Origin of the sequence: Streptomyces vietnamensis (assembly GCF_000830005.1) — a bacterium.
GTDB classification, from domain to species: Bacteria; Actinomycetota; Actinomycetes; order Streptomycetales; family Streptomycetaceae; genus Streptomyces; species Streptomyces vietnamensis.
In genome coordinates this window covers 7076738-7103663 of sequence record NZ_CP010407.1, presented here as the reverse complement: position 1 = coordinate 7103663, position 26926 = coordinate 7076738, and the positions used below count along the sequence as shown (strand labels likewise).

The 26926-nt window shown below is 73.4% G+C and carries 17 protein-coding genes and 1 pseudogene; 9 read left to right on the top strand and 9 right to left on the bottom strand.

Going from position 1 to position 26926, the window contains the following annotated elements; translation table 11 throughout:
- The first annotated feature begins 104 nt into the window (after nucleotides 1–104).
- Together SVTN_RS31950 and SVTN_RS31945 are read left to right on the top strand one after the other, a co-directional pair.
- Nucleotides 105–5528, top strand: coding sequence for a trypsin-like peptidase domain-containing protein (locus tag SVTN_RS31950; RefSeq protein WP_041132215.1), 5424 nt, complete (start codon nucleotides 105–107; stop codon nucleotides 5526–5528).
- A 6-nt stretch (nucleotides 5529–5534) separates the two neighbouring features.
- Nucleotides 5535–6608 (top strand): trypsin-like serine peptidase, encoded by a 1074-nt coding sequence (locus tag SVTN_RS31945; protein WP_041132214.1) that lies wholly within the window; start codon nucleotides 5535–5537, stop codon nucleotides 6606–6608.
- 7 nt (nucleotides 6609–6615) lie between these two features.
- Here SVTN_RS31945 and SVTN_RS31940 read toward each other — a convergent pair whose 3' ends face one another.
- Nucleotides 6616–7266, bottom strand: a complete 651-nt coding sequence (locus SVTN_RS31940) for a maltokinase N-terminal cap-like domain-containing protein (RefSeq protein ID WP_041132213.1) — start codon at nucleotides 7264–7266, stop codon at nucleotides 6616–6618.
- Between the two features lie 175 nt (nucleotides 7267–7441).
- Between SVTN_RS31940 and SVTN_RS31935 the strand changes: the two genes are divergently transcribed.
- The 3 genes from SVTN_RS31935 (at nucleotide 7442) to SVTN_RS31925 (ending at nucleotide 10075) form a co-directional block, all read left to right on the top strand.
- Nucleotides 7442–8683 (top strand): serine hydrolase domain-containing protein, encoded by a 1242-nt coding sequence (locus SVTN_RS31935; protein WP_041132212.1) that lies wholly within the window; start codon nucleotides 7442–7444, stop codon nucleotides 8681–8683.
- Nucleotides 8684–8784: 101 nt separating this feature from the next.
- Nucleotides 8785–9249 (top strand): GreA/GreB family elongation factor, encoded by a 465-nt coding sequence (locus SVTN_RS31930; protein WP_041132211.1) that lies wholly within the window; start codon nucleotides 8785–8787, stop codon nucleotides 9247–9249.
- A gap of 4 nt (nucleotides 9250–9253) precedes the next feature.
- The gene (locus SVTN_RS31925) at nucleotides 9254–10075 is read left to right on the top strand and encodes a hypothetical protein (protein WP_041132210.1); all 822 of its coding nucleotides are present in this window, start codon (nucleotides 9254–9256) and stop codon (nucleotides 10073–10075) included.
- 18 nt (nucleotides 10076–10093) lie between these two features.
- Here SVTN_RS31925 and SVTN_RS31920 read toward each other — a convergent pair whose 3' ends face one another.
- Genes SVTN_RS31920 through SVTN_RS31910 form a run of 3 tightly spaced genes read right to left on the bottom strand, consistent with a single transcriptional unit; the run spans nucleotide 10094 to nucleotide 12543 of the window.
- Nucleotides 10094–10738, bottom strand: a complete 645-nt coding sequence (locus SVTN_RS31920) for a DUF1345 domain-containing protein (protein WP_041132209.1) — start codon at nucleotides 10736–10738, stop codon at nucleotides 10094–10096.
- A 3-nt stretch (nucleotides 10739–10741) separates the two neighbouring features.
- Nucleotides 10742–11557: a family 1 encapsulin nanocompartment shell protein gene (locus SVTN_RS31915; RefSeq protein ID WP_041132208.1), complete on the bottom strand. Its 816-nt coding sequence runs from the start codon at nucleotides 11555–11557 to the stop codon at nucleotides 10742–10744.
- On the bottom strand, nucleotides 11554–12543 hold the full coding sequence (locus tag SVTN_RS31910) for a Dyp-type peroxidase (RefSeq protein WP_041132207.1): 990 nt from the start codon (nucleotides 12541–12543) through the stop codon (nucleotides 11554–11556). Before SVTN_RS31910 ends, SVTN_RS31915 begins: the two co-directional genes overlap by 4 nt.
- A 267-nt stretch (nucleotides 12544–12810) precedes the next feature.
- Between SVTN_RS31910 and SVTN_RS31905 the strand changes: the two genes are divergently transcribed.
- Nucleotides 12811–15132 carry an FdhF/YdeP family oxidoreductase gene (locus SVTN_RS31905; RefSeq protein WP_041132206.1) on the top strand — a complete coding sequence of 774 codons (2322 nt, stop codon included), beginning with the start codon at nucleotides 12811–12813 and terminating at the stop codon, nucleotides 15130–15132.
- A gap of 7 nt (nucleotides 15133–15139) precedes the next feature.
- Here the strand turns inward: SVTN_RS31905 and SVTN_RS31900 are convergent, their stop codons facing one another.
- The 4 genes from SVTN_RS31900 to moaA form a co-directional block, all read right to left on the bottom strand.
- A complete protein-coding gene (locus SVTN_RS31900; RefSeq protein WP_245727967.1) occupies nucleotides 15140–16783 on the bottom strand; it encodes an FUSC family protein in 1644 nt (547 codons plus the stop codon).
- Between the two features lie 113 nt (nucleotides 16784–16896).
- On the bottom strand, nucleotides 16897–17328 hold the full coding sequence (locus tag SVTN_RS31895; protein WP_041132204.1) for a molybdenum cofactor biosynthesis protein MoaE: 432 nt from the start codon (nucleotides 17326–17328) through the stop codon (nucleotides 16897–16899).
- A gap of 48 nt (nucleotides 17329–17376) precedes the next feature.
- On the bottom strand, nucleotides 17377–18651 hold the full coding sequence (locus tag SVTN_RS31890; protein WP_041134445.1) for a molybdopterin molybdotransferase MoeA: 1275 nt from the start codon (nucleotides 18649–18651) through the stop codon (nucleotides 17377–17379).
- Nucleotides 18652–18727: 76 nt separating this feature from the next.
- Nucleotides 18728–19735, bottom strand: coding sequence for a GTP 3',8-cyclase MoaA (gene moaA, locus SVTN_RS31885; RefSeq protein ID WP_041132203.1), 1008 nt, complete (start codon nucleotides 19733–19735; stop codon nucleotides 18728–18730).
- Between the two features lie 219 nt (nucleotides 19736–19954).
- Between moaA and SVTN_RS31880 the strand changes: the two are divergent.
- The 3 genes and pseudogenes from SVTN_RS31880 to SVTN_RS31870 all read left to right on the top strand — a co-directional run.
- Nucleotides 19955–22228 (top strand): annotated as a pseudogene (locus SVTN_RS31880) (FdhF/YdeP family oxidoreductase); the annotation flags it as partial.
- A 107-nt stretch (nucleotides 22229–22335) separates the two neighbouring features.
- On the top strand, nucleotides 22336–23178 hold the full coding sequence (gene fdhD / locus SVTN_RS31875) for a formate dehydrogenase accessory sulfurtransferase FdhD (protein ID WP_041132202.1): 843 nt from the start codon (nucleotides 22336–22338) through the stop codon (nucleotides 23176–23178).
- Between the two features lie 48 nt (nucleotides 23179–23226).
- On the top strand, nucleotides 23227–24156 hold the full coding sequence (locus SVTN_RS31870; protein ID WP_041132201.1) for a LysR family transcriptional regulator: 930 nt from the start codon (nucleotides 23227–23229) through the stop codon (nucleotides 24154–24156).
- A gap of 64 nt (nucleotides 24157–24220) precedes the next feature.
- Here SVTN_RS31870 and SVTN_RS31865 read toward each other — a convergent pair whose 3' ends face one another.
- Nucleotides 24221–26737, bottom strand: a complete 2517-nt coding sequence (locus tag SVTN_RS31865) for an ATP-dependent Clp protease ATP-binding subunit (RefSeq protein ID WP_041132200.1) — start codon at nucleotides 26735–26737, stop codon at nucleotides 24221–24223.
- Nucleotides 26738–26926: the final 189 nt, after the last annotated feature.

Here is a 26926-nt window from a genome sequence, read left to right as displayed (position 1 = left end):
CCTGCTCGTCCGGCCATGACCGGTCTCGTCAGGTCACGACTGGTCTCGTCAGGTCCGGCGCCGGAGCGACCGGCGCTGCGCGAAGAGCGCCGGGCAGGTGCGGTATGCCGCTCACCGAGACCGAATGGGGGCTCGTCGCCAGCTGGGTGCGGGACCACCTCCTCGACACCCCCGAGCCGCGGGGACGGCTGCTGCGCGCAGGTCTGCCGGCCGACTTCGTCGAGGACCTGCCGCTCACCCCGGACCCCGAACGGAACGCCCTGCTCGTCGTCGCCGCCGCCCGCCGGGACATCGCCCACCAGCGGCGGCTGCTCTCCGTGCTCGCGGGTCTCGACGCGCTGGCCGCGATCGACGACCCGCACGCCTTCGAGCAGGGCGCCGAGGCCCGGAACCTGCTGACCCGGCTGCGGGAGGACGAGCGGCTGCGCCGGTCCCCCGAGGACCCGTTCGACAGCACGCTCCTGAAGCACGGCACGGAGGTCTTCCTGGACCGGAGCGAGCTGCGCGAGAAGCTCCGGGGCTTCCTGGCCGACCCGGAGCAGACGGTGCTCGTCGTCGACGGCCCCCCGGACAGCGGCCGCTCCTACACCTACGAGCTGATCCGCCACCTCGGCCAGCACTGCGACTTCCGTCCGGTCCGGGTCACCCTCTCCCGCACGTCCACGGCGGCGCGCCTGATGGAGCGGCTCTCGGCCTTCGTGGCGGGTCCCGAGGCCGAGCGGATCCCGTTGAATCCCACACGGTTGAACGATCCACTGCCTTCTTTCGAGGACGCGGCGCACCGGATCGTCACCCGCGCGACCGCCGCCGAGGAGCGCTTCTGGCTGGTCCTCGACGACTGCGACCGGCTCGACCCGCACTCGGACGTGTGGGACTGCATCGGCGTCCTCGCCCGGGCCATCTACGAGCACACCCCGGTACGGGCGGACGCCGTGCCCCGCCTGGTGCTGCTCGGCTACGCGACGACGATGCGGCAACTCCCGTACGAGATCCGCAAGAACGAGTGCCGCGACACGACGCGCCTCGCCGACGAGGGCGATCTCCGGGCCTTCTTCCGGGAGTTCTTCACCGACAACGGGCCCGTCGGGCAGGAGGCGACCGTCCGCGAGCTCACGGAGACGGCCGTGGCCGAGGTGCTGCGGGCCGTCGACTCGTCTTCCCAGGAGGACAGTTACATGCGGCGGCTGTGCACGGCCGTGGAGGACGCCGTACGGCTCCACCGGGCGCTCCCGCCGACGTCACCGCCGCCGGGCGAGGCCGGTCACGTCCTGCGCGACGCCCTGCGCACCAGCCTCGCCGCCCCTGCCGCCGCGCTGCCCGATCTGCGCAGGTCCTACCGCGAGGCCGCCTGCCTGCTCCAGGAGTTCGACCCCGCGCGGCTGCGGCTCCCCGGCGAGGAGCAGGCCACCGGGCGGGCCGTCCTGGAGCTCGTCGACGACTGCACGGCCCTGCCGGAGCCCGGGGCCACCGTGTGGACGCTGAAACCCGAGATCCGCGACGCGGCCCTGGCGGGCCTGGAAGGCCCCGAAGCCGCGCTGCGCGCCCTACGGACCAACATCGGCCTCCGCCCCGAGGGCCCCGGCCCGGAACGCACGGCGCTCGCCCTGCTCACGGGCGCGGGGCTGCCTCCGGCGGCCGCGGGTCTCGTCACGGCGGGGACGGACCGACCTGCAGCAGGCACCGGCTCGCCCCCGCCGGGCGCTGGCCTGCCCCCGCCGGGCCCGGGCCCGGCAGGGATCGCCCAGCCTCCCCCGGCCGGCGCGGGGGTGCCGGGCGGGGGGACCGGATCTTCCCCGGCCCCCCGCGACGAGGTCGAGGTGCTCTCCGACGCGCTGCAGGCCACGCTCTGGCTGAGCCGGGTCCCGGGCGTGACCGGACTGCCCGCCGTCGACGACGTGCAGCACCGCCTTGAGCAGGCCCGGCTGCTGCAGCCCATGCGGCGGCTCGTCCGGGGGACCTTCCACGGCCGCACCGCCGAACTCGACGCCCTGCACGCGTACATCGCGCTGCCCGAGGAGCCGGCGGAGCCGCCCGTCCTGCTGCACGGCGTCGGCGGCATCGGCAAGAGCACCCTGCTCGCCAAGTTCCTCGTCGACGCGCTCGCCGCCGCCGGTCCCGGCGGATTCCCCTTCGCCTACATCGACTTCGCGCGCCCGACGCTCTCCGTCCACGAACCCGCCACGGTGATCGCGGAGGCGGCCCGGCAGCTCGGCGTCCAGCACCCGGCGCACCGCGCCGCCTTCGAGGAGCTCGCGGACGAGTGCGAGCGGACGGCGGCGCTCCAGCGCACCGAACGCAACGAGCTGGACGAGCTGGACGAGCTGGCCGGCACCCGGGCGACGCTCGGCCGCGACTACTCGTCCGACTTCCACGCCCGGGCCAGCGCCCGCGAGCAGGAGCTCGCCCACCGGGTCGCGTCCCTGGTCGCCGAGGCCGTCCGGCCGGCGCCGGGCGACCCGCCGCCGCCGCTGGTCGTGGTCGTCGACTCCTTCGAGGAGGCCCAGTACCGGGGCTCGCCCGTCCTCGCCCGGATGTGGGCCGTCTGGACGGCCCTGCGGGCCGCCTACTCGCGGCTTCGGTTCGTCGTCTCCGGGCGCGCGCCGATCGACCACCCGGCCCGGGTCCTGACCCCGCGCACGATGGAGCTCACCGAGCTGAACCACGAGGCCTCCGTGGACCTGCTGGTGTCCTCCGGGGTGGACGACGAGCCGCTCGCCGAGGACCTCGCGGACCGGATCGGCGGCCATCCGCTGAGCCTCAAGCTCGCGGCCCGCACGGTGGTCGCCCTGGGCGCCGACTCCCCCTCGCTCGGCGAGCTGCTGCGCGGACTTCCCTCCCGGCGCCGGTACTTCGACCGGCAGGTCGACCAGATGCTGATCCAGGGCACGCTGTACGACCGACTGCTCAAACACATCGCGGAGGACGACGTCCGGGCCCTCGTGCAGGCGGGCCTGGCCCTCCGCTTCATCACTCCCGATCTGATCCGGGAGGTCCTGGCCGGGCCGGCGGGACTGGTCGTCGAGAGCGCGGGCGAGGCCCGCAGGCTCTACGGGCTGCTCACCTCCCGGGTCGACCTGATGGAGTCGGCGGGCCCAGGGGCCATCCGGCACCGGACCGATCTGCGGGCCATCATGCTGCGCCTCTCGGACAGCGCGCGGACCGATCTGATGCGGGCCGTGGACCGGAGGGCCGTCGCGTACTACGCGGTCCGCGAGGGGCTGCGGGAGCGCGCCGAGGAGATCTACCACCGGCTCCGGCTCGGCGAGAACCCCCGTACCGTGGAGGCCCGTTGGGAGCCGGGCGTCGCGCCCTACCTGGGCGGGTCGACGCACCGGGAGATGGCGCACCGCTCGGCCGCTTTCCTCCTGGGCAGGATCGGCGGCCACGTGCCCGACCAGATCATGACCGAGGCCGACCAGGAGGACTGGGAGCGGATCGCCGCGCGCGAGGTCGAGGACCTGCTCACCCAGGGGTACGTGGAGGCGGCCGCGCAGCGGCTCGAGGAGCGGCGGCCGTGGACGCCGTGCAGCAGGCTGCACGCGCTGCTCGCCGAGACCCTCGCCCGCTCCGGGCGGACGGCGGAGGCGCGCGAGGGCGCCGAGCGGGCCGTGGACCGGGCGGAGGAGGCGGGCTGCGCGGAGACCCAGCTCGAACTGCTCCAGCTGTCGGCGCGGCTCGCCCAGGACACGGGCGACTTCGCGGAGGCGGACCGGGACCTCCAGGAGGCGGAGGAGATCGCCGCGGGCCTCGGGCTGCGCTTCGAGTCGCTGGGGGTGCTCGTCGCCCGGTCGCGGCTCGCGGCGCTCGCGGACGGCGACTCCGCCCCGGCGGAGGAGCGGCTCGCCCGGACGCTGCGCGGGATGCCGGACGCGGACCTGGCCCGGCAGCCCTCGCTCGCGCGTACGGCGGCGGCCACGGCCTGCCGGGCGGACCCGAGGCTCCTGGAGCACACGCTGCGGCTCGTGGGGCTCCCCGCGGACGAGGAGGCGGTGGTCACCGAGCTGGCCCGCTGGTTCGACACCACCCTCACCGACGAGCCCGGCCTGCGCGTGCCGCTGACCCGCATCCTGGAGTCCGCCGCCGGGGCGGAGCCGTCCCCGGGTGCCGACCGTCCGGACCTGGAGCGGATCGAGCGGCACCTGCGGGAGGCACGGCGGCGCGGCACCCTGGACGCGGTCGCCCGGCAGGCGCTGACGCTCCGGGACGGCAGCGGGGACCTGCTGCTCGGGGTGGCCTCCGCGATGGACCAGGGCCCGTCCCCGCACGGAACCGCCCCCGCCGCCCCGGCCGGACACGGCGCGGAGCAGGAGCCCAGGACCGGCCTGTGGACGCAACCGCCGCCGAACGCCGCCGGGGCCGCGCTCCGGAAGGTGCCGTTCCTGCCGCAGGAGGAGCTGGTGCGGGTCCGCAACGCCGCCCTGGCGGCGGGGCTCGCCGACCGGGCCCTGCGTCCTGCCCTGCTCAAGGGCATCCCCGGCTACTTCACGGCCACCCTCCAGCCGCTCGACGACCCCCTGGAGCAGGCCCACGCGGACCTCAACGCGATGAACCAGGTCGAGCGCCTCCTCGACGGTCTGGTGCCGCTGGAGATCTGGCTGCACAACGCGATCGAGCAGACCCACGAGCCGGGCCCGCGCGCCGTCCTCCAGGGCGCCCTGGACTCGGTGGCCCGCGAGATCACCGGCGAGGCGGAGCTCCCGGCGGAGATGATGCCCGGGGAGCTGAAGGAGGAGATCGTCCTCCAGGACGACACCGTGCCGTACGAGTTCCTGCACGGCGGCATCCGGGCCGGTGCCTCCGTGGCGCTGCTGCGGATCCCGCCGTACGAGTCGGGTGCGCCGCTGTTTCCCTCGTACCCGCACGGCGGCACCGGCTGGATGATCGCCCCCGGGTTGCTGATCACCAACCACCATGTGGTGATGGCCCGTTCGTGGGAGTCGGGCGTCCGGCCGTACGTGAGCGACGAGGACCTGCGACTCCAGGCGCTCATGTCGCGCTCCCGCTTCGACTTCGTCGAGAACGCGGCGGCCGCGCCGGAGGCGACGGCGGGCGAGCTCGCGGCCTGGGACGCGACGCTCGACTACGCGATCGTGCGGCTCTCCGCCGACCAGGGAGAGCGGCCCACCCTCCGGGTCGCCACCCGGCCGCTGCTCGTCCGCGAGCGGCAGCGCGTCCCGGTCAACATCATCCAGCACCCGGGCGGACTGCCGAAGCGGGTGGCACTGCGCAACAACCTGGTCTACCGGGCGGACGAGCACGACATCCTGTACTTCACCGACACCCGCGGCGGCTCCTCGGGATCGCCGGTCTGCCTCGACGACTGGACGGTCGTGGGGCTGCACCGGGGGACGCGGAAGGTGGACGAGGTCGAGTTCCAGGGCGGCCGGACGAAGTTCGTGAACGTGGGCACCCAGATGAGCGGCATCCTGGCCCATCTCAGGGAGTTCCGGCCGGAGTTGTACGAGGAGATCATGGCGGGCCAGTCCGGGCGGCCGGCCCGGGGTGAAGCGAACGCGAAGCCGAGGTGAGCGACCATGCCGAACGGACCACGGAACGTGTCGCCGGTGGCGACCGGCGCCGAGCGGATCTTCGACGATCTGTGGGAGGTCGCCGCGCGGGTGCGCGCGCAGCTGGAGGCGGAGATCGCCGAGTCCGCGCTCGAACTCCCCGCCGATGTGGCACCGGCGACCGAGATCTCCCGCTTCGCCCGGGAGGAGCGGGCCCGCGTCCTGGAGGCCGGGGTCACCGGCCTGGAGAAGCTGGCCGCGCACCGGGAGGACGAGCTCGACAGGGACGAGACCTTCGGCGTGGAGGCGATCGTCCTTCTGGAGGGCCGGCCCGCGATCCTGGTCCAGCGCCAGGACTTCGCCCCGCAGCACGACGAGTGGGCGGTCCTGGAGTCGCAGCGGCCGGCGATCCGGGACTCGATCCTGCGGGTCGGCCGGGTCGAGGTCACCGGGCACCCCAGCCTGGACTGGATCGGCACGGCCTTCCTGGTCGGCCCGCGCACGGTGATGACGAACCGCCACGTGGCGGCGGAGTTCAGCCGGTTCGAGGGCGAGCGCTGGACCCTGGAGTTCGGCATGTCGGCGCGCGTCGACCCGGCGGAGGAGCTGCCCGTCGCGGGCGGGCCGCCCGGGCCCTCGGTGCCGTACGAGATCACCGACGTCATCGGCATCCACCCCGACGTCGACATGGCGCTGCTGCGGGTCGAGCCCGCGGCGGAGGAGGGCCTGCCGACGCCGCTCGCGGTGGCGGCGGACGGGCCGGCGGACCTGCCGGGCCGGCCGGTGTACGTGATCGGCTACCCGGCCTGGGACGGCCGGCGCAACGAGCCCGAGTCGATGCGCCGGATCTTCATGGACGTCTACAACGTGAAGCGGCTCCAGCCGGGCACGGCCACCGATTTCACCCCCGGTGGCCTGGTGATGAAGCACGACTGCTCGACGCTGGGCGGGAACAGCGGCTCCCCGGTGTTCGACCTCGTCGACCACCGGGTCCTCGGACTGCACTTCGGCGGCCGCTACCGCACGGGCAACTTCGCCGTCCCGCTGTGGGAGCTGGTGGAGGACCCGCTGCTCGCGAAGGCGGAGGTCAACTGGGTCTGAGGCGCGGCTACTCGGCGAGGGCGACGGCGTACGCGCCGCGGGCGGTGGTCCCGTCGGCGAGGCGCCACTCGGCCGTGACCCGGCCGCGGCCCGGTCCGCCGTCCGCGCCGTCGCCCAGGACGCGCCGCACCCGGAGTGTCAGCGGCGTGGCCGCGCCGGTCTCCCGTACGACCAGGTCGGTGTGGTCGGGGCCGTCCTCGACCCGTACGAGCTCCGCGTCGGTCCCCGGGGCGTCGAGCGAGGCGGCGACGGTCGGGTCGATCGTGTCGTCGACGGACTGCGCCTGGGCCTCGGCGCGGCCGGCGAGCAGGGCGTACAACTGGGCGACGAGCACCGGGTCGTGGGTGCCGTCGTAGATCCAGCGCGTGCCGAGGACGCCGTGCTCGGAGGTGCCGATGAGGGCGTGCTCGGCGCCTTCCAGGGGCGCGCCGCGGTAGGTCATGGGGACCAGGTAGGTGACCGCGTCGGGGCCGGTGCCGTCGGTGACCGCCATGAACTCGATGCCGACCTCGCCCTCGGGGTCGTCGAGCCGGAAGCCGCCCGCCTTGGCCGGGCTCGGCGCGTCGGCTCCGCCGGCGTACCAGGCGCGGCTGGGCAGCCACTCGGCGAGCAGCTCCAGTTTGGTGGGCTGCATCGTGGTGTGGTGGATGACGGCCATCGTGCGCATCTCCCTCTCTGACCTGGGGCGAAGAACCCCGGGGCTAATCCCCGGGACGAAGCCCTGGTGGCAAAGAACCGCAACCTAACAGACGGGCCGGGTCGCGATGCGGGGGTGTCCGCGCCGACCTAGCCTGGAGGTGGAGTGTTGTCCCCGGCCGGTCAGGAGGCCTGCCGTGAGGTACTCGCACACACGGAACCGGCGCGTCTGCGCGGCCTTCGCGGCCCTGGGGATCCTCGTCGCCCCCGTCGGCGCGGGTGCGGCCCTCGCCGCCGAACCCCCCGGCCCCGCCGCCCTCGTGGCGGCCCCCTCCCCCTCGGCGGACGCCGGGTTCCCGGAACTCACCCCGGCCGTCGCCGCCCGTCTGGACCGGGCGGTCCAGGACGTGATGAAGGAGACGGGCGTCCCGGGCGTCACGGTCGGCCTCTCGGCGCCCGGCAAGGGCACGTACATCCGCTCCTTCGGCGTCGCCGACAAGGCGACGGGGCAGCCGATGAACCCCGGGCTCTACATGCGGATCGGCAGCGAGACCAAGACGTTCACGGTGACCGCCCTGCTCGAACTGGTCGACCGGGGCGAGGTGGGCGTCGACGACCCGATCTCGAAGTACGTGGACGGCGTGCCGAACGGCGACCACATCACCCTGCGCAACCTCGCCTCCATGCGCAGCGGTCTCTTCAACTACTCGGCGGACGAGGGCTTCTACAAGGCGCTCACCTCCGATCCCTACCGGCCGTTCACCCCGCAGGAGTTGCTCGCCTACTCGTTCAAGCACCCGATCCAGTTCCAGCCGGGCGCCGAGTTCGACTACTGCAACACCAACCTGATCCTGCTCGGCCTGGTCGTGGAGAAGGTCAGCGGGACGCCGCTGCACGAGTTCATCCAGAAGAACGTGATCGAGCCGGCGGGGCTGCGCCACACGGTGTTCCCGACGGACGCGGCGTTCCCGAGCCCGCACGCCCACGGCTACACCGTGCAGACCGCCTCCGGGAAGCTGGAGGACTCCACCGACTGGAACCCCTCCTGGGGCTGGGCGGCCGGTGCGATGATCTCCGACCTCCAGGACCTGCGCACCTGGGCCCGGGTGGTCGCGACCGGCACCCTGCTGACGCCGAAGACGCAGGCCGAGCGGCTGAAGACGTACCCCTCGGGCATCCCCGGCGCGGGCTACGGCCTCGGCATCTTCGACATCCAGGGCTGGATCGGCCACAACGGCTCCCTGCCGGGCTACGAGTCGCTCACGATCTATCTGCCGGAGGCGAAGGCCACCCTGGTCGTCCTCCTCAACACGGACGTGCTGCACGACAACAACGAGCCCAGCACGCTCTTCGGGCAGGCGATCACCCGGATCGTGACCCCGGACCACGTCTTCGACATCCCGGTGACGGAGCCCGGGCCGAGTCCGAGCGGGAGCTGACGCGCGTCCCCCGCCCCCCTCCACCACCTGACTGATAATCTCCGAATTGTCCTGAATGATCCCCGGCACGCGTCCGTGCCGCCGCAGAATCGGGAGCAGCAATGACCGGTGGACCCGAGCCCCTCAGCGCCGTCGCCCGTGAGGCACTGGAGCGCGAGCTCGCCGATCTGCGCACCGAACGCGAGGCCGTCGCCGTCACGCTGCGGGACGGCGGTGGCGACGAGGTCGGCGACCGGGCGGACCAGGCCGACGAGTTGCAGCGCGCCGACGAGCTCGACCGGCTCGCCGGCCGCATCACCGAGATCGAGGGGCGGCTCCGAGAGGGGGCCGTGGCGGGGGCTCCGTCCACCGACGCGGTCCGCGTGGGCAGCAGCGTGACCGTGCGGTTCGCGGACGGCACCGAGTCGACCGTCCAGATCGGCGAGCTCGCGAACGCCCTCGACGCGACCCTGGTCACCGCCGACAGCCCGCTCGGCAAGGCCCTGCTCGGCCACCGCGCCGGCGACACCGTCACGTACGACACACCCGAGGGCCGGGCGACCGCGGTCGTGGTCTCGCTCGGCTGACGGCGTGCCGGAAACCGCTTCCCCCGGGCCCGGCCATCAGCAGATCCGGGAGGCCGACCGCAAGGGCGGCCCCGGGCACACGGTCCTGGTGGCGCTGGCCGTCGCGGTGCCCGTCACGAAGCTCGCGTACACGGTCGGCGGCGGCGACGCCGTACGCGACGTGCTCGTCGGCATGGAACCGGGGAACTGGCCGGACGTCCTGATCGGCATGGTGATCACGGATCCGCTCCTCGGGTCGGTGCTCGGCATCGTCTTCTCCCGCGTGGTCTTCGCCCTGTTCGCCGCGCGCGGGGCGGTCCCCCTCGGGAGCGGGACCGCACGGGCCGTCCGGCGGGTGGCACTCACGCTCGTCAACCCGGTCGCCGTGGGCGTCGTCGACGCCTGTTTCTTCGGACCCTGGTGGGGCCTCGCCACGGGGCTCGCCGCCTTCGCGCTGCGGCAGGGCGTGGTCGTGGAGTACCGCACGGGCCGGCGCCGGCCGCACCACCGGCACGGCCAGGAGCAGGCCCATCACGACCCCGGCTACCGGCCGCCCTCCTGGCTGCGCCGGGCCGCCGGTGTGGAGCAGTGGGTGGCGCTGTCCCTGACGGTGCTCGTACTGCCGTTCCTGGCGTTCGTCTCGGCGCTCGACGGGCAGGCGTGGACGTCGATCGTCGAGTGCCGGGTCACGTACGGCACACGGACGGAGAGCGACCGTCTGATCGAGCTGAGCCGCAAGGGCAACGGCGTCGTCGGCTGGAACCTGGACTCGGAGCAGATCTCCGACGGCCTCGGGTGCACGAGCGAGGAGAGCCGCTACGTACGCGAGCCGTGGTGGCGGCGCTGAACGTCCGCAGGGCACGGCTCAGCCGCCCGTGACGATGCCGGAGACCAGGTTGATGGTGGTGGCCAGGATGCTCGCCCCGAAGACGTACGACAGCAGGCAGTGCCGCAGGACGACCGAGCGGACCGTGGGGCTGGAGACGTTCGTGTCGGAGACCTGGTAGGTCATGCCGAGGTTGAAGCTGAAGTAGAGGAAGTCGCTGTACCGCGGCGGGGACGGGGAGTTGAAGTCGATCCCGCCGCCGGGTTTCAGGGCGTAGTAGAGGTACGCGTATCGGGTGGCGTACATCAGGTGGAGCGCCGCCCAGGCCATGAAGACGCCGCAGAGCGCCGTCGCGGCCGCCGCGTGGCTCAGGTCGGTCTTCTTGCCCACCAGGAGCAGGACGACGATGCCGACGAGCCCGCACAGGGAGGTCGCGACGACGACGAGTTCCTCGACGACGGGCCGGAACTCCTCGCGCCGGACGTTGCGGTGGGTCGTGGTGGCGTCCATGGGCCACAGGACGAGCCAGCCGGTGACGACGAAGAGGGTCTCGGCCGTGGCGATCCCGGCGAGGACGCCCAGGGGCGCGTGGTGGGCGAGGGCGGCGACGAGGGCGCCGGTCGCCGCGCCGGCGAGCGCCGAGGCGGCGAGCCGGGGCACGGCGCCGGACAGCCGTCGGGCCACGGCTCAGGGCTCCAGGACGACGACGGCCTCGTCCGTGTACGTGAGGAACGTCAGGGTCTCCTGGAGGTACAGCTCGACGCCGGTCGCGTCGTGCGAGGTGTAGCCGATCGCCACGTCCTGGCCGATGCGCAGTTCGAAGTCGCCGCCCCGGGTGGAGAGGACGAAGCCGCCGTCGAGGGCGGGCGCCCAGATCGGGGAGCCGTCGAGCATCCGGGCGAGGTGGGCCGCGATCGGATAGCCGTGGTCGGAGGTCTCGCTGACGGCCCGGTACTGGTCGGCGCCGAGCAGCAGCGCGTACGGGCCGTCGACGCCGGCGAGCCGCAGGGCGGTGAGGGCCCGGCTGACGGCGTCGGGGTAGTCGCGGGGTTCGGTGGGCAGCCGCAGCACCGCGTTGGAGCTGCGGGCGCGCAGCCCTTCGACCCCGGCGGCCTCGTACCCCTCGAAGACCATGCGGTCCTCGATGAGCGCCAGGACGCGGGCCGCGTCCTTGACGGGCTGCCAGTCGGAGTCCTTCGAGCCGCGCTCGACGTCGTCGACGGCGGCCCGGTCGACGGTGAACGGCACCCTGAGCTCGACGAGGGGCCGGGCCTCGCGGAGCCGTGCCGTGACGCCGGGTGCGGGCGCCGTCAGGTCGGAGAGGTGGCCGGTGCCGACGGCGGAGAGCTCCGGCCCGGCCGGGTCGGGGACGTCGACGACGCGGCGGCCGGCGACGTTGCGGCGGAAGGTGCGGCGGGCCTCCTCCTCGATCTCGGCCCACGCTGCGGCGGTGATCGGGGCGAGTTCGCGGTGGAGGTTGCTGGTGGACTCGGGGGACGTCATGGGGCTTGCGCTCCTTTCAGGCTGCCGATGCCCAGGGACTCCCCGGGCGCCGCGGCGGCCGAGGGGGCGGGGAGGTCGTCGAGGAGGTCGGCGCTCGGCACGAAGAAGAGGCCGCCGGTCACGGCCCGGGAGAAGTCGAGGATGCGGTCGGTGGTGCCGGGCGGGTCTCCGAGGAACATGTTGCGGAGCATCCGCTCGGTGACGGCGGGGGTGCGCGCGTAGCCGATGAAGTAGGTGCCGAACTCGCCGCTGCCGATCTGCCCGAAGGGCATGTTCGCGCGGAAGATCTGCTGCTGGACGCCGTTCTCGTCGGTGATCGTGTTCAGGGCGACGTGCGAGTCCGCGGGCTTGACGTCGTCGGACAGTTCGATGTTGGAGCCTTTGCCGCGCCCGATGACGTGCTCCTGCTGCTCGACGGTGAGCGCGTCCCAGGCCGCCATGTCGTGCACGTACTTCTGCACGACGACATAGCTGCCGCCCCGGAAGTCCGGGTCCTCGTCGCCGATGTGGACCGCGTCGGCGGCCGTCACGCCCTCGGGGTTCTCGCTGCCGTCGACGAAACCGAGCAGGTCGCGGTCGTCGAAGTACGCGAAGCCGTGCACCTCGTCGACGACGGTCACCGCGCCGCCCAGGGCGGCCACGATGTGCCGGGCCAGTTCGAAGCACAGGTCCAGGCGCCGGGCCCGCAGGTGGAAGAGCAGGTCGCCGGGGGTGGCCGGGGCGCGGTGGCGGGGGCCCCGCAGGGGCGGGAAGGGGTGCAGCTCGCGGGGGCGGGGACCGCCGACGAGCCGGTCCCATCCCTCGGAGCCGATGCCGGCGACGCAGGTGAGGTACGCGTCGGGGGCACGGAACGCCACCGAACGGGTCAGTCCCGTCAGGTCCTGGAGCGCCTCCCGCACCACGGTCTCGCCGCCCGGGTTGACGGTGGCCACCAGGAAGACGGCCGCACGCGAGGGCGGGGCGACGACGGACTGGGGTACGACCATGGCGCTCCCACGGAAAACAGCACGACGGAAAACAGCACGAAAGGGACAGCGTCAGCGTAGGTGGGCATGATCGGGCACGCAGCCCGACGCGGGCCCCTCCACCGTTGAGCGGCAGGCGTCTCCGCCGTTGAGCGGCAGGCTCCGCCGTTGAGTGGCAGGCCCCTCCGCCGTTGAGTGGCAGGCGCCGAACAGCGGGTTTAGCCTGCCCGAAGGGGTCCTCATGTCCCACCATGCCCATGCGTCCGCAGGGCGAGAGGGTGAAACGCCTTGAGCACCGACCAGGACGAGACCACCGCCCAGGACGAGCGGGAACCCCGGGTGGGACCGACCCCCGAGGGCGACCCCGAGTTCCGTCCGTACCACCACCCGGCCGCCGGCTGGGGCGCCGCGAAGAGCGTGACGAACTTCCTCGTGCGCGAGGGCGCGCTCGTCGACGGACCGCGCGCGATCATGCGGATGAACCACGAGAACACCGGCTTCGACTGTCCCGGCTGCGCCTGGCCCGACGACACCAAGGGCCTCCACCTGGACATCTGCGAGAACGGCATCAAGCACGTCACCTGGGAGATGACCCGCAAGCGGGTCGGGCGCGAGTTCTTCGCCGCCCACTCGGTGACCGAGCTCGCCGGGTGGAGCGACTACGACCTGGAGAACGAGGGCCGCCTCACCGAGCCGATGGTCTACGACGCGGAGTCGGACCACTACGTCCCGATCAGCTGGAAGGAGGCCTTCGCGCTCGTCGGCCGCACCCTGCGCGGCCTCGACGACCCGAACCGGGCCACGTTCTACACCTCGGGCCGGCTCGGCAACGAGGCCACCTTCCTCTACCAGCTGATGGCCCGCGAGCTGGGCACCAACAACCTGCCCGACTGCTCCAACATGTGCCACGAGGCCAGTGGCCGCGCCCTCCAGGCCTCCCTGGGCACCGGCAAGGGCACGGTCGACCTCCAGGACTGGGAGACCGCGGACGCGCTGTTCATCTTCGGCGTCAACGCCGCCTCGAACGCGCCCCGGATGCTCACCGCCCTCGCCGAGGCCCACGACCGCGGCGCCCAGATCGTGCACGTCAACCCGCTCGTCGAGGCCGCCGCCACCCGGACCATCGTCCCGCACGACTTCACGGACATGGCCCTGTTCAAGACGACGAAGACCAGCACGCTCAACCTCCAGCCGCGCATCGGCGGCGACATGGCGCTCGTACGGGGCATGGCGAAGGCGATCCTGGAGCAGTCGTCGACCGACCCGAAGGCCCTGGACCGGGAGTTCGTCGAGCGGCACACCTCCGGCTTCGAGGAGTACCGCGCCCTGTGCGAGGCCACGCCGTGGGAGGAGCTGGAACGGCAGTCCGGGCTGAGCAGGGACGACATCCTCAAGGCCGCACGGGTGTACGGGGAGGCCGACCGCTCCATCGTCAGCTGGTGCCTCGGCATCACCCAGCACGAGCACGGCGTCGACACCGTCCGGGAGATCGTCAACCTGCTGCTGCTCCGCGGCAACCTCGGCCGGGAGGGCGCGGGCCCCTCCCCCGTACGCGGCCACAGCAACGTCCAGGGCAACCGCACCTGCGGCATCGACCACCGTCCCGGCGAGGAGTTCCTCGACCGGCTCGCCGAGGTCTGCGGGATCGATCCGCCCCGCGCGCACGGCAAGGACACCGTCAACAGCATCAAGGCCATGCACGACGGCGACATCAAGGTCTTCGTCGGCATGGGCGGCAACTTCGCGCTCGCCGCCCCCGACACCCCGTACACCTACGCGGCACTGCGCAACTGCGAGCTCACCGTCCAGGTCAGCACCAAGCTGAACCGCAGCCACATCGTGCACGGCCGCCAGGCGCTCATCCTGCCCTGCCTCGGCCGGACCGAGAAGGACCACCAGCGCAAGGGCATCCAGAGCACCTCGGTCGAGGACTCGATGAGCATGGTGCACCTGTCCATCGGCATGAAGAAGCCCGCCTCGCCGCACCTGCTCTCCGAACCGGCCATCATCGCCGGCATGGCGCGCGCCGCGCTGCCCGACAGCGCCACGCCCTGGGAGTGGTACGTCGAGGACTACGACCGCATCCGGGACACCATGGCCCGCGCGCTCGACGGCTTCGAGGACTTCAACCGGCGGGTACGGCTGCCGCTCGGCTTCCGCATCAAGCAGCCCGCCCGCGAACTGGTCTTCCTCACCCCGTCCGGGCGCGCCGAGTTCTCCAGCGCCGAACTGCCCGACGTGGTGCCCGCCGCCGGCACCCTGGCGCTCGGCACCATGCGCTCCCACGACCAGTGGAACACCACCATCTACTCGGACGACGACCGCTACCGGGGCATCAAGAACTGCCGCACGCTGGTCTTCATGAACCGGGCGGACATGCGCGAGCGCGGGATCGCCGACATGGGTCCGGTCGACATCACGAGCACCGCGAAGGACGGCAGCGAGCGGTACCTGAAGGGCTATCTGGCCGTGCCGTACGACATCCCGCGCGGCTGCGCCGCCGGCTACATGCCGGAGATGAACGTGCTGTGCGCCCTGGGCGACTACAGCACCCAGAGCGACCAGCCGATCATGAAGCACGTCAAGGTGACGATCGCGCCCGCCTCCTGACGTTCCGTCACCCGTTGCGGACCAGCCGGTCCAGGAGGAGGTACGCGCGCCGTTCGGCGGCGGCGAGCTCGGTGGGGTCGATCTCCGCCTGCCAGAGCTCGCCCGCCGCGGCGTCGTCGGCCTCGCGCAGCTCCACCGCGGCCGCCGCGAGGCGCGTCTGCACGAGCGGGAACGCCCGGACGTCGCCCTCCTCCAGGGCGCGTTCGGCCCGCTCCGAGGCCGCCGTGCAGGCGGCGAGCGCGCGCTCCGCCCGTACCGCCGCCCGGTCGTGGACCACCATCAGGGCGCAGCCCAGTGCGATCGCGATCCCGAGCACGCTGCCCAGCGCCCGGTCCTGCACGAGGGCCTCGGCCGCCGAGGGCGCGGCCAGATCGGTCAGGAGCAGCGCGAGCGGGGTGAGGAAGACGACGCCGAGACCGTAGTTGCGGGCGACGACGTACTCCAGGAGGAACTCGAACAGCACGATCACGAGGACGAGCGTCACCGGCTCGGGGCCCAGGGCGAGGACGCCGAGGGCGAGGAAGAGGCCCGCGACCGTGCCCAGGGTGCGCTGCACGGCCCGCTGGGCCGCCGTCCGCACGTTGACCGAGTGGAGGACGGCGGCGGCGGAGATCGCCGCCCAGTAGCCGTGCCCGAGGCCGAGGAGGAGGGCCGCCCCGCCCGCGACGCCGGTGCCGAGGACCATCCGCAGGGCGGGCACGAGGAGGACGGCCGCGCGGCCGTGGGCCGGTCCGGCCACCAGGGCGGCGGCCCGGAGTTCGGTGGCGCGCAGGGTGGTCGGATCGACCGGGACCGGCCCGGGGCCGGGGACTCCGGTGCCGGGCCCTGGCCCTGGGCGGGCGAGCATGCCGGCCTGGGCGATCAGGACCGGGAGCGCCAGCTCGGGCAGGAGCCGCGGGGCCCGCCGGCGGCGGCCGGCGAGCAGCTTGGCCTGGCGGCGCAGGGTGCGGGCCAGGCCGGTGGGGTCGCTGGGCGGGCGGCGGGCGGAGCCGACGAGCAGCGACCAGGAGAGGTCGGTGAGGCGGACGCAGGTGTCGCCCCGGCCGCGCCACTCGGTGCCCGAAGGGGGCAGGACGCCGAGCGTGCGGTACGCCTGGAGGACGGCGGCGGTCGCCCGGTGCCGTAGGCGGGTGCGGTCCCTCGTGTCGGCCGCGTCCCACAGGTCGGCGAGCTCGCGCAGGGCCGCGGCGACGGCGAGCCGCTGCGGGCGGTCCGGGTGCACGAACCGGCCCGCCACGGCGAGGATCCAGGCGACGGCCGCGCCGCAGGCGGCCAGGCCGGCCTGGGGCAGGACGTCGGCGGGGGTCGAGGCGCCGTTGGCCGCCACCGCGAAGGAGAACAGCAGCAGCACCGCGCCGAGCCCGCTCAGCCGGGCCGCGTCGCAGGCGAACTTCGCGAGTCCGGCCACCAGGGCCGTGGCCGCGACGGTCACGGCGGCGCCCGCTCCCCCGTCCCGGGGATGGGCCCAGGCGGCGAGCGCCGCGCCGCAGCCCACGCAGGCGGTCATCGCCACGGCGACGACGGCGAGCACGCGGGCGCGGCGCGCGTAGGGCAGGTTGCGGCCGAAGGTGGTGGTGAAGGAGCCCAGCATCGTGTAGACGGCCTGGTCGGCCCGCCCGGCGAGCGCCATCGGCAGCGCGGGCAGCGCCATGGCGAGTGCGGCGCGCAGGGCGAAGGACAGGGCGCCGTCCACGCTCTGCAGGGCGAGCGCGCCCCTCGGGGAGAGCGCGCTCCCCAGGCGGGCGGCCGCGCGCCGCGGGCCGGTCAGCACGCGCCGACCCACTCCTCGGCACCGTCCGCGAACAGCTGGTGCTTCCAGATCGGCACCTGGTGCTTGAGGTCGTCGACCAGCCGTCGGCAGGCGGCGAAGGCCTCCGCGCGGTGCGCGCAGGAGACGGCCGCGACGACGGCGATCTCGCCCACGGCGAGCAGGCCGGTGCGGTGGACGGCGGCGAGGGCGCGGACGGGGAAGTCGGCGGCGACCTGCTCGGCGACGCGGCGCAACTCGGCCTCGGCGCCGGGGTGGGCGGAGTACGCCAGGGAGGTCACCGGCTTCCCGGCGTCGTGGTCGCGCACGGTGCTGACGAAGAGGGCGGTGCCTCCGGCGGCGGCGTCGCCCACCGCCGCGTACACCTCGTCGAGGGAGAGCGGGGTGTCGCGTACGGCGAGGAGCCGGAGCGGGTCGGGGTGCGTCATGGTCGGGTCCTGACGGAGTGGGGGCGGGGACTCGGGATGGACAGGGGGTCAGCCGTCCGGGGGCAGGTCGATGACCTCCACGGTCGCCCCCGCGGCCACCCCGCCGGGCGGGACGACGGCGAGGCCGTCGGCGCACGCGAGACCCCGCAGCATCGCGGGGCCGTCGAACGGCAGCGGCTCCGCTCCCTGTTCCGTGCGGCGTACGGGAAGCAGCCGGGTGTCCCGTGGGTGCCGGGGCAGCGCGGCGGCGGCGACGGTACGGGGCGGTTCGGGGTCCCTGTGCCCGCCGAGGCCTCGCAGCAGGGGTACGGCGAGGGTGACCGTGCCGGCGACGGCGGCCAGCGGGTTGCCGGGCAGGCCCACCAGGTGGCGGGGCCGGCCGTCGGCGGCCGGCGGCAGCTCGGCGAGGAGCATCGGGTGGCCGGGCCTGACGGCGACGGAGTCGACGAGGAGGCGGGCGCCGAGCTCGGCGAGGGCGGCGTGCAGGAAGTCCACCGGTCCTGCGGCGGTGCTGCCGGTGGTGACGACGACGTCGGCGGTGGAGTCCCATACGGCCGCGCGCAGCAGTGCCAGGTCGTCCGGGACGCGGCGGCGGCCGGTGACCTCCGCACCGCAACCGCGCAGCCAGGGCGCGAGGAGCGGGCCGAGGGCGTCCCGGACCCGGCCGTGCCGGGGCACGCCGGACTCCAGCAACTCGTCGCCGAGCACGAGGAGTTCCACGACGGGCCGGCGGTGCACCGCGAGGCGGTCGTACCCGGCGGCGGCCGCGAGCCCGAGCACGCGCGCGGTCACGGTCGTGCCGACGGGCAGCAGGACGTCGTCCGCCCTGCACTCCTGCCCTCTGGGCCGGACGTCCCGCCCGGGGGCGATCTGCCCTTCCGAGCGGTCGAGCAGCAGACCGGTCCCCTCCTCGATCTCCCCGTGTTCCCGCCGGAGCACCGCGCTCGCCCCCGCCGGTACGGGGGCGCCGGTGGCGATGCGTACGGCGGTGCCGGGGCCCAGCGGTCCGGGCTCCTCCCCCGCCAGGACGCCGTCGTCGCGCGGTCGCCACGGTCCGGGTCCCGCCACGGCCCAGCCGTCCATCGCGGAGGTGTCGAAGGGCGGCAGGTCGGTGAGCGCCCTCAGGGGTGCGGCGAGGGCGTGGCCGAGGGCGTCGGGGAGGTCCCGGGTGACGGCGGGCAGCGGTGGCCCGGCGCTGTCCCGGGCGAGGTCCCTGGCCCGCTCCCACGCGAGGGCGGGGCGCGCCGGGTCGCCGCACCCGGGGGGCGCCGTGCGGCCGTTCCCGGGTGACGTGCTCGTCCGTTCCGTGGGGGACGGACTCATCCGCTCCACGGGGGACGGGCTCCTCCGTTCCATGGGGGACGGCTTCATCCGGTTCATGGGTGCCGTACTCATCCGTTCAGCCTCCGATGGCCGACATCGGCCGTTCCGGGCGGCGGAAGTCCGGGCCGCCGATGGCGTGCCCGGGGCCCTTGCCGCCGATCGCGCTCCGCCAGGCGGCTTCGAGGGCCGCGTCGTCGGCGCCGCCGCGCAGCAGGGCCCGCAGGTCGGACTCCTCGGTGGCGAACAGGCAGGTGCGCAGCTGGCCGTCGGCGGTGAGCCGCACCCGGTCGCAGCCGCCGCAGAAGGGGCGGGTGACGCTGGCGATGACTCCGACCACGGCGTCCGTGCCGGCGATCCGCCACTCCTCGGCGGGGGCGTTGTCCCGCCGGTCGGCGGGGACCAGGTCGAAGCGCTCGCCGAGGCGGTGCAGGATCTCCTCGGCGGTGACCATGCGGTCGCGGTCCCAGGCGCCCTGCGCGTCGAGCGGCATCGACTCGATGAACCGCACCACGTAGCCGTGCTCCGCGCCGAACGCGGCCAGGTCGGCGATCTCGTCGTCGTTGACCCCGTGGACCGGGACCGCGTTGACCTTGACCGGGGCGAGGCCCGCGGCGCGCGCGGCGCGCAGTCCGGCCAGGACGTCGGCGAGCCGGTCGCGCCGGGTGATCTCGGCGAACCGCTCCGGGCGCAGGGTGTCGAGGCTGACGTTGACCCGGTCGAGGCCGGCCTCGCGCAGGGCGGCGGCGCTCCGCTCCAGGCCTACGCCGTTGGTGGTGAGGGACAGTTCGGGGGCGGGTTCCAGGGCGTGGAGGCGGGCGACGAGTCCGGGCAGGCCGCGGCGGAGGAGCGGTTCGCCTCCGGTCAGCCGTACCGCGGTGATGCCCAGGCGTTCGACGGCGACGCGGACGAGGCGTACCACCTCGTCGTCGGTGAGCAGCTCGGGCCGGGGCAACCAGTCGAGGCCCTCGGCGGGCATGCAGTACGCGCAGCGCAGGTTGCAGCGGTCGGTGAGCGAGACCCGCAGGTCCGTGTGGACCCGGCCGAATCGGTCCGTCAGCGGGGCGGGGTGCGAACAGGAATTCATGACCTGATCACCCTCGGCGAATTCTCTGCACAAGTCAAAGAGGTAATACCGATGGCACGATCCATATCGCTTATCTGCCACAGGAATCCGCAGGGAAGCGAGCGATAGGCCGCACCTATCAGCTCATCGAGAACATCTCTTTGACTTTGCTCCGAAAGGGGTCGAATCTGCTCTGCGGCGAGAATCCGATATTCGCGAGGAAATGAGGCGGAGCAGAGCATGAGCGCCATCGAGGACCCGGTCGACGATCTGAAGGTCACCCCGCCGAAGACCTGGGCGACGGGACTGCCCGCCGTGACGCACGCGCTGGAGTACTCCCTGGGCCAGACGTCCCCGAGGCGCACCGCGCTGACGCTGCTGAACATCAACCAACCGAAGGGCATCGACTGCCCGGGCTGCGCCTGGCCGGAGCCCGCGCCGGGCAAGCGGCACATGAACGAGTACTGCGAGAACGGCGCCAAGCACATCAACGACGAGGCCACCTCGCGGCGCGTCACCCGGGACTTCTTCCGCGAGCACTCGATCGCGGAGCTCGACGGCATGTCCGACTACTGGCTCAACCAGCAGGGCCGGCTCACCGAGCCGATGGTGAAGCGGCCCGGTGCGACGCATTACGAGCCGATCGGCTGGGACGAGGCGCTCGGTCTGCTCGCCGACGAACTCAAGGCGCTCGACTCCCCCGACGAGGCCCTCTTCTACGTCTCCGGCCGGCTGAACAACGAGGCCGCGTTCCTCCTCCAGCTCTTCGCGCGCGCGTACGGCACGAACAATCTGCCGGACTGCTCCAACATGTGCCACGAGTCCAGCGGTTCCGCGCTGTCGGAGACGCTGGGCATCGGCAAGGGCAGCGTCTCCCTGGACGACATCCACCACTCCGACCTGGTGTTCGTCGTGGGGCAGAACCCGGGCACCAACCATCCCCGGATGCTGTCGGCCCTGGAGGAGACCAAGCGGAACGGCGGGCAGGTCGTGGCCGTCAACACGCTGCCCGAGGCCGGGCTCATGCGCTTCAAGCACCCGCAGAAGGCCCGCGGGATCATCGGCCGCGGCACGCCGATCGCCGACCAGTTCCTGCACATCCGCGCCGGCGGCGACCTCGCCCTCTTCCAGGCCCTGAACCGGCTGCTCCTGGAGGCCGAGGAGGCCGCTCCGGGCACGGTCCTCGACCGCGGCTTCATCGAGCGGAACACGATCGGCTTCACCGAGTTCGCCGAGCACGCGCGGCAGGTCTCGTGGGAGGACGTCCTCACGGCGACGGGCCTGTCCCGCGAGGAGATCCAGACGCTCTTCGAGCGGGTCCTCGCGAGCGAGAAGGTCATCGTGTGCTGGGCGATGGGCGTCACCCAGCACAAGCACGGCGTGCCCACGATCCGCGAGATCGTCAACTTCCTGATGGCGCGCGGCAACATCGGCAGGCCCGGCGCGGGCGTCTGCCCGGTGCGCGGCCACAGCAACGTGCAGGGCGACCGCACGATGGGCGTGTGGGAGCGGATGCCGCAGAGGTTCCTCGACGCCCTGGGGCGCGAGTTCGGCTTCACCCCGCCCGCCCACCACGGCCTGGACGCGGTGAACGGCATCCGCGCCATGCACGAGGGGCGCGCGAAGGTCTTCCTGGGCGTCGCCGGGAACTTCGTCCGGGCCACCCCCGACAGCACGGTCACCGAGGAGGCGATGCGGAGCTGCCGGCTCACCGCGCACGTCTCCACCAAGCTCAACCGCTCCCACACGGTCTGCGGCGGCACCGCCCTGATCCTGCCCACCCTCGGCCGCAGCGACCGGGACGTGCAGGGCGGCGTCGAGCAGTTCGTCACCGTCGAGGACTCCATGAGCGACGTCCACGCCTCCCGGGGGAAGCTGCCGCCGGCCTCCCCCGACCTGCTCAGCGAGGTCGCGATCGTCGCGCGGCTCGCGCGCCGGACCCTCGGCGACGAACCGGACGTCCCCTGGGAGGAGTTCGAGCGCGACTACGGCACCGTCCGGGACCGGATCTCCCGGGTCGTGCCCGGCTTCGAGGACTTCAACGCGCGGGTGGCCCGGCCGGGCGGCTTCCACCTGCCCAACCCGGTGAACAGCGAGGTCTTCCCCACCCCGAGCGGCAAGGCCGTCTTCACCCGCAACGCGTTCACGATGCCGCACGTCCCCGAGGGGCACCTGCTGCTGCAGACCCTGCGCTCGCACGACCAGTGGAACACCGTCTGGTACGCCCCCAACGACCGCTACCGGGGCATCCACGACGCCCGCCGGGTCGTCCTCGTCAACCCGGCCGACCTCGACGCCCTCGGCCTCGAGGACCGCCAGCTCGTGGACCTGGTGAGCGTCTGGCACGACGGGCGGGAGCGGCGCGCGGAGGGCTTCCGGACGGTCGCGTACCCCGCGAGCCGGGGTTCCGCCGCGGCCTACTACCCCGAGACGAACGTCCTGGTGCCGCTGGACAGCGTCGCCGACATCAGCAACTGCCCGACGTCCAAGGGCGTGGTGGTCCGCCTGGAGCCGGTCCGCCCCTCCGTGCCGGAGCAGGCCGGTGCCTCCGTACCGGAGCAGACCCGCGCCTCCGTGACCGAGACGGCGGCCGCCGTACGGAGCGACGCGGGGAGCACCTCGTGGGACGCGTGACCCGGCGTCGGCGCGTCCTGCGCGTCCGGGAGGGCGAGTCCGGCTACCGCCCCGACACGCTGGCCGCCGAGGAGCCGATGGAGATCCGGGTCGGCGGGCGCCCGCTGACCGTGACGATGCGCACCCCGGGCGACGACTTCGACCTGGCGGCCGGGTTCCTGGTGAGCGAGGGCGTGGTGCACGCCGCCGGGGACGTGGCCGGGATCCGGTACTGCGCGGGCGCCACGTCCGACGGCGGCAACACGTACAACGTGGTGGACGTCGTCCTCGCGCCCGGTGTGGCCGCCCCCGACGCGTCCCTGGAGCGGAACTTCTACACGACCTCCTCGTGCGGTCTGTGCGGCAAGGCGAGCCTGGACGCGGTGCGGACCACGGCCGCCTGGTCCGTCGCCGAGGACCCGCTGCGCGTCGGGCCCGAGGTGCTGACGGCGCTTCCCGACCGGCTGCGGGCGGCGCAGAAGGTCTTCGACAGCACCGGCGGGCTGCACGCGGCCGGTCTCTTCTCGGCCGGGGGCGAGCTGCTGTGCCTGCGGGAGGACGTCGGCCGGCACAACGCCGTGGACAAGGTCGTCGGGCACGCCCTGCGGTCGGGGCTGCTTCCGCTGCGCGGGACGGTGCTGATGGTGAGCGGGCGGGCCTCCTTCGAGCTGGTGCAGAAGGCGGTGATGGCCGGCATCCCGATGCTCGCCGCCGTGTCCGCGCCCTCCTCGCTCGCCGTGGACCTCGCCGCGGAGAGCGGTCTGACGCTGGTCGGCTTCCTGCGCGGGACGTCGATGAACGTGTACTGCGGCGAGGACCGTCTGGAGGCCGGTCTCGCGGCCGTGGAGTGACGGCGGCGCCGATTGGCGTTCCGGTGGGCGGTCCGGTAGACCCGTGGGGTGCTGTTCCGTCAACTCGAGTACCTGGTGGCCCTCTCGCGGGAGCGTCACTTCGCCCGCGCCGCCCAGGCCTGCCACGTCTCCCAGCCCGCCCTGTCGGAGGCGATCCGGAAGCTGGAGGACGAGCTCGACGTCCCGCTGGTGCTGCGCGGCCGCCGCTACGAGGGCCTCACGCCCGAGGGCGAGCGGATCGTGGTGTGGGCGCAGCGTCTCCTTGCCGACCGTGACGCCCTGAAGAGCGAGGTCGGTGCCCTGCGTACGGGTCTGAGCGGCCGGATCCGGATCGGCGCGGTGCCGACGGCGTCCGGCGCGGTCGCCCTGCTCACGGCGCCGTTCTGCCTGGCGCACCCGCTGGTGACCGTGGAGGTGGCGGCGGACCTCCGGTCGGAGGACGTCCTGCGGCAGCTGCGGAACTTCGAGATCGACGCCGGGGTGACGTATCTGCACAAGGGTCTCGCGGACCACTTCCAGGCGGTGCCGCTGTACGAGGAGCGGTACGTGCTCCTCACCGGCACCGCCGACGCCCTGCCGCAGCGGACCTCGGCGACCTGGGAGGAGGCCTCGCGGCTGCCGCTCTGCCTGCTGACCGGGACCATGCAGGGGCGCCAGGTGCTCGACGAGGTGTTCGCGGAGGTGGGGGTGCGGCCCTCGCCGCGGGTCGAGACGGACTCGGTGGCGTCGCTCTTCGCCCATGTGCGGACCGGCCGGTGGGCGAGCATCGTGCCGCACACCTGGCTGCACGTCTTCGGGGTGCCGCACGGCATGCGGGCGGTGCCGATGGCCGAGCCGGCGCGGTCGGTGCCGGTCGGCCTGGTGACGGTCGTCCGGGAGCCGGAGTCCGTGACGGCCCGCGCGCTCAGGGAGGTCGCGGGCCGCACCGATGTCGCCGCCGCCCTGGACCGGCTCCCGGGAGACTCCGTACCGCAGTGACGTACGGCGTACGGGCACGGGGCCGCTCGGGACGGCCCCGTGCCCTGCTCGTGTGCGGCGGCCGTCAGGCCGCCGTGGCGCCGCTCCCCACGGCCTCGGGCTTGCGGACCGTGCAGTGCAGCGAGTCCTCGATGACGTCCGCGACGATCGTGTCGCCGGGGTCGGCCTCGCCGCCGAGCAGCAGGGAGGCGACGCGGTTGTCGAGCTCCGTCTGGATCGTGCGGCGCAGCGGCCGGGCGCCGAACGCCGGCTGGTAGCCGTGGGCGACGAGGAGCTTCTTCGCCGCCTCGGTGACCTCCAGGGTCATGCCCTGCGCGTGGACGCGGTGCTTGCTGCGGTCGAGGAGGTGGTCGACGATCTCCGACAGGTCCTCCTCGGTGAGGCTGTGGAAGACGATGATGTCGTCGATGCGGTTGAGGAACTCGGGCAGGAAGCGTCCCCGCAGGTCCTCCATCAGCTCGTCCTTGAGCTCGGCCGCGTCGCCCTCGTGGGCGAGGATGCGGTGGGCGCCGATGTTGGACGTCATGATGACGACGCAGTGGCGGAAGTCGACCGTGCGGCCCTGTCCGTCGGTGAGGCGGCCGTCGTCGAGGATCTGGAGCAGCGTGTTGAAGACGTCGGGGTGCCCCTTCTCGATCTCGTCGAAGAGGACGACGCTGTACGGCTGGCGGCGGACCTTCTCGGTGAGCTGGCCGGCCTCCTCGTAGCCGACGTATCCGGGAGGCGCGCCGACGAGCCGGGCGACGGTGTGCTTCTCCTGGAACTCGCTCATGTCGAAGCGGATCATGCGGTCCTCGGCGCCGAAGAGCAGCTCGGCGAGGGTCTTGGCGAGTTCGGTCTTGCCGACGCCCGTGGGACCGAGGAAGAGGAAGGAGCCGACGGGCCGGTTGGGGTCGCCCATGCCCGCCCGGTTGCGGCGCACGGCCTCGGAGACGGCGGTGACCGCCTCGTCCTGGCCGACGATCCGGGCGTGCATCTCCTCCTCCAGCTTGAGGAGCTTCTCCTTCTCGCTGGCGGTGAGCTGCGAGACGGGGATGCCGGTACGGCGGGAGACGATGTCGGCGATGTCGGCGGCGGTGACCGAGACGACGCCCTCGCGGCGCTCCTCGATCCCGGCGAGCTCGCCCTCGATCTCGGCCATCTGCTCCTTGAGTTCCTTGGCCTTCTCGAAGTCCTCGCGGGCGACGGCCTGGTCCTTCTCGCGCCCCAGCTTGGCGAGCCTGTCCTCGCGGCTGACGACCTCGGTGGAGCGGCCGCCGCTGCGGAGCCGTACGCGCGCGCCGGCCTGGTCCATGAGGTCGATGGCCTTGTCGGGCAGGAAGCGGTCGCTGATGTAGCGGTCGGAGAGTTCGGCCGCCGCCGCGAGGGCGCCGTCGGCGAAGCGGACCTGGTGGTGGGCCTCGTACGCGTCGCGCAGTCCTTCGAGGATCAGCACGGTCTCTTCGACGGTCGGCTCCGGGATCAGGACGGGCTGGAAGCGGCGTTCGAGGGCGGCGTCCTTCTCGATGTGCTTGCGGTACTCGTCGATGGTGGTGGCGCCCACGACGTGCAGTTCGCCTCGGGCGAGGGCGGGCTTGAGCATGTTGCCCGCGTCCATGGAGCCCTCGCCGGTGGCTCCGGCGCCGACGACCGTGTGGAGTTCGTCGATGAAGAGGATGATCTGGCCCTCGGCCTCCTGGACGTCCTCGATGACCTTCTTCAGGCGTTCCTCGAACTGCCCGCGGTACTGCGCTCCGGCGACCATGCCGGACAGGTCGAGGGAGACGACCCGCTTGTCCTTGAGCGTGTCCGGCACCTCGCCCGCGACGATCCGCTGGGCGAGGCCCTCCACGATGGCGGTCTTGCCGACGCCGGGCTCGCCGATGAGCACGGGGTTGTTCTTGGAGCGCCGGGAGAGGATCTCGATGGTCTGCTCGATCTCGTCGGCCCGCCCGACGACCGGGTCGAGCTTGCCCGCCTTCGCCTCCTCCGTGAGGTCGCGGCCGTACTCGTCGAGGGTCGTGGCCGGCTGCTTCGCGGCGGCGGGGGCGCCGCCCTGCTCCGGGCGGGCCGTCTGGTCGGTGAGGCCGCGCAGCTTCTGCACGTCCAGGTCCTCGGCCCGCAGGAAGCGGGAGGCGCCGGAGTCGGGGTCGCGGAGGAGGGCGCTGAGGATGTGCTCCGGGCCGATGTACGAGACCCCGGCCGCCTGCGAGTAGGCGTGGGCGGTCGCGAGGGTCCGCTTGGCCGCCGGGGTCAGTCCGGGCTCGGCGGACGGTTCGGCGAACTCCCGGGGAAGGACCCCGGCGAGCTGTTCGGCGAGCTTGTCGGGGTTCACCCCGCCCTGGGAGAGGAGCCGGCGGGTGGGCTCGACCTGGGTCGCCGCCCACAGGAGGTGTTCCGTGTCGAGGTCGGAGCTGCCGTCCTCGTCGGCCTTGCGCGCGGCCGTGTTCAGCAGTTCGTGGGCGGACTCGGTCAGCAGACGTCCGATGGGCACGCGCTGCACCGCCGGGGGCGAGGACGCGGGCGACATCCCGAAGAACCGGTTGAACAGGTCGCTGAACGGATCCGACGAACCGAAGGGTGAACCGAACGCCATCGACATGACAGCTCCTGGAAACGCGATAGGGGGCCTCCCCACTCAAACCCGGCGCCCACGCCTCCGCAATCGGAACGGGACCAGCGGTGCGTCCGCCGGCCCGCCCCGTACGAACCCCGACGCGCCCGCCGCGCGGCCCCCGGCATGACCGCCCCGCGGACCCGGCGGTGCGTCCGACACGCCCACCCGCACGGC

Coding starts and splice junctions, on each gene's coding strand:
- SVTN_RS31915 (WP_041132208.1), bottom strand. CDS start 11,557: ATGACGTCCCCCGAGTCCACCAGCAACCTCCACCGCGAACTCGCCCCG.
- SVTN_RS31940 (WP_041132213.1), bottom strand. CDS start 7,266: ATGGCCGTCATCCACCACACCACGATGCAGCCCACCAAACTGGAGCTG.
- SVTN_RS31930 (WP_041132211.1), top strand. CDS start 8,785: ATGACCGGTGGACCCGAGCCCCTCAGCGCCGTCGCCCGTGAGGCACTG.
- moaA (WP_041132203.1), bottom strand. CDS start 19,735: ATGAATTCCTGTTCGCACCCCGCCCCGCTGACGGACCGATTCGGCCGG.
- SVTN_RS31900 (WP_245727967.1), bottom strand. CDS start 16,783: ATGGCGCTGCCCGCGCTGCCGATGGCGCTCGCCGGGCGGGCCGACCAG.
- SVTN_RS31895 (WP_041132204.1), bottom strand. CDS start 17,328: ATGACGCACCCCGACCCGCTCCGGCTCCTCGCCGTACGCGACACCCCG.
- SVTN_RS31950 (WP_041132215.1), top strand. CDS start 105: ATGCCGCTCACCGAGACCGAATGGGGGCTCGTCGCCAGCTGGGTGCGG.
- SVTN_RS31910 (WP_041132207.1), bottom strand. CDS start 12,543: ATGGTCGTACCCCAGTCCGTCGTCGCCCCGCCCTCGCGTGCGGCCGTC.
- SVTN_RS31945 (WP_041132214.1), top strand. CDS start 5,535: ATGCCGAACGGACCACGGAACGTGTCGCCGGTGGCGACCGGCGCCGAG.
- SVTN_RS31865 (WP_041132200.1), bottom strand. CDS start 26,737: ATGTCGATGGCGTTCGGTTCACCCTTCGGTTCGTCGGATCCGTTCAGC.
- SVTN_RS31890 (WP_041134445.1), bottom strand. CDS start 18,651: ATGAGTCCGTCCCCCACGGAACGGACGAGCACGTCACCCGGGAACGGC.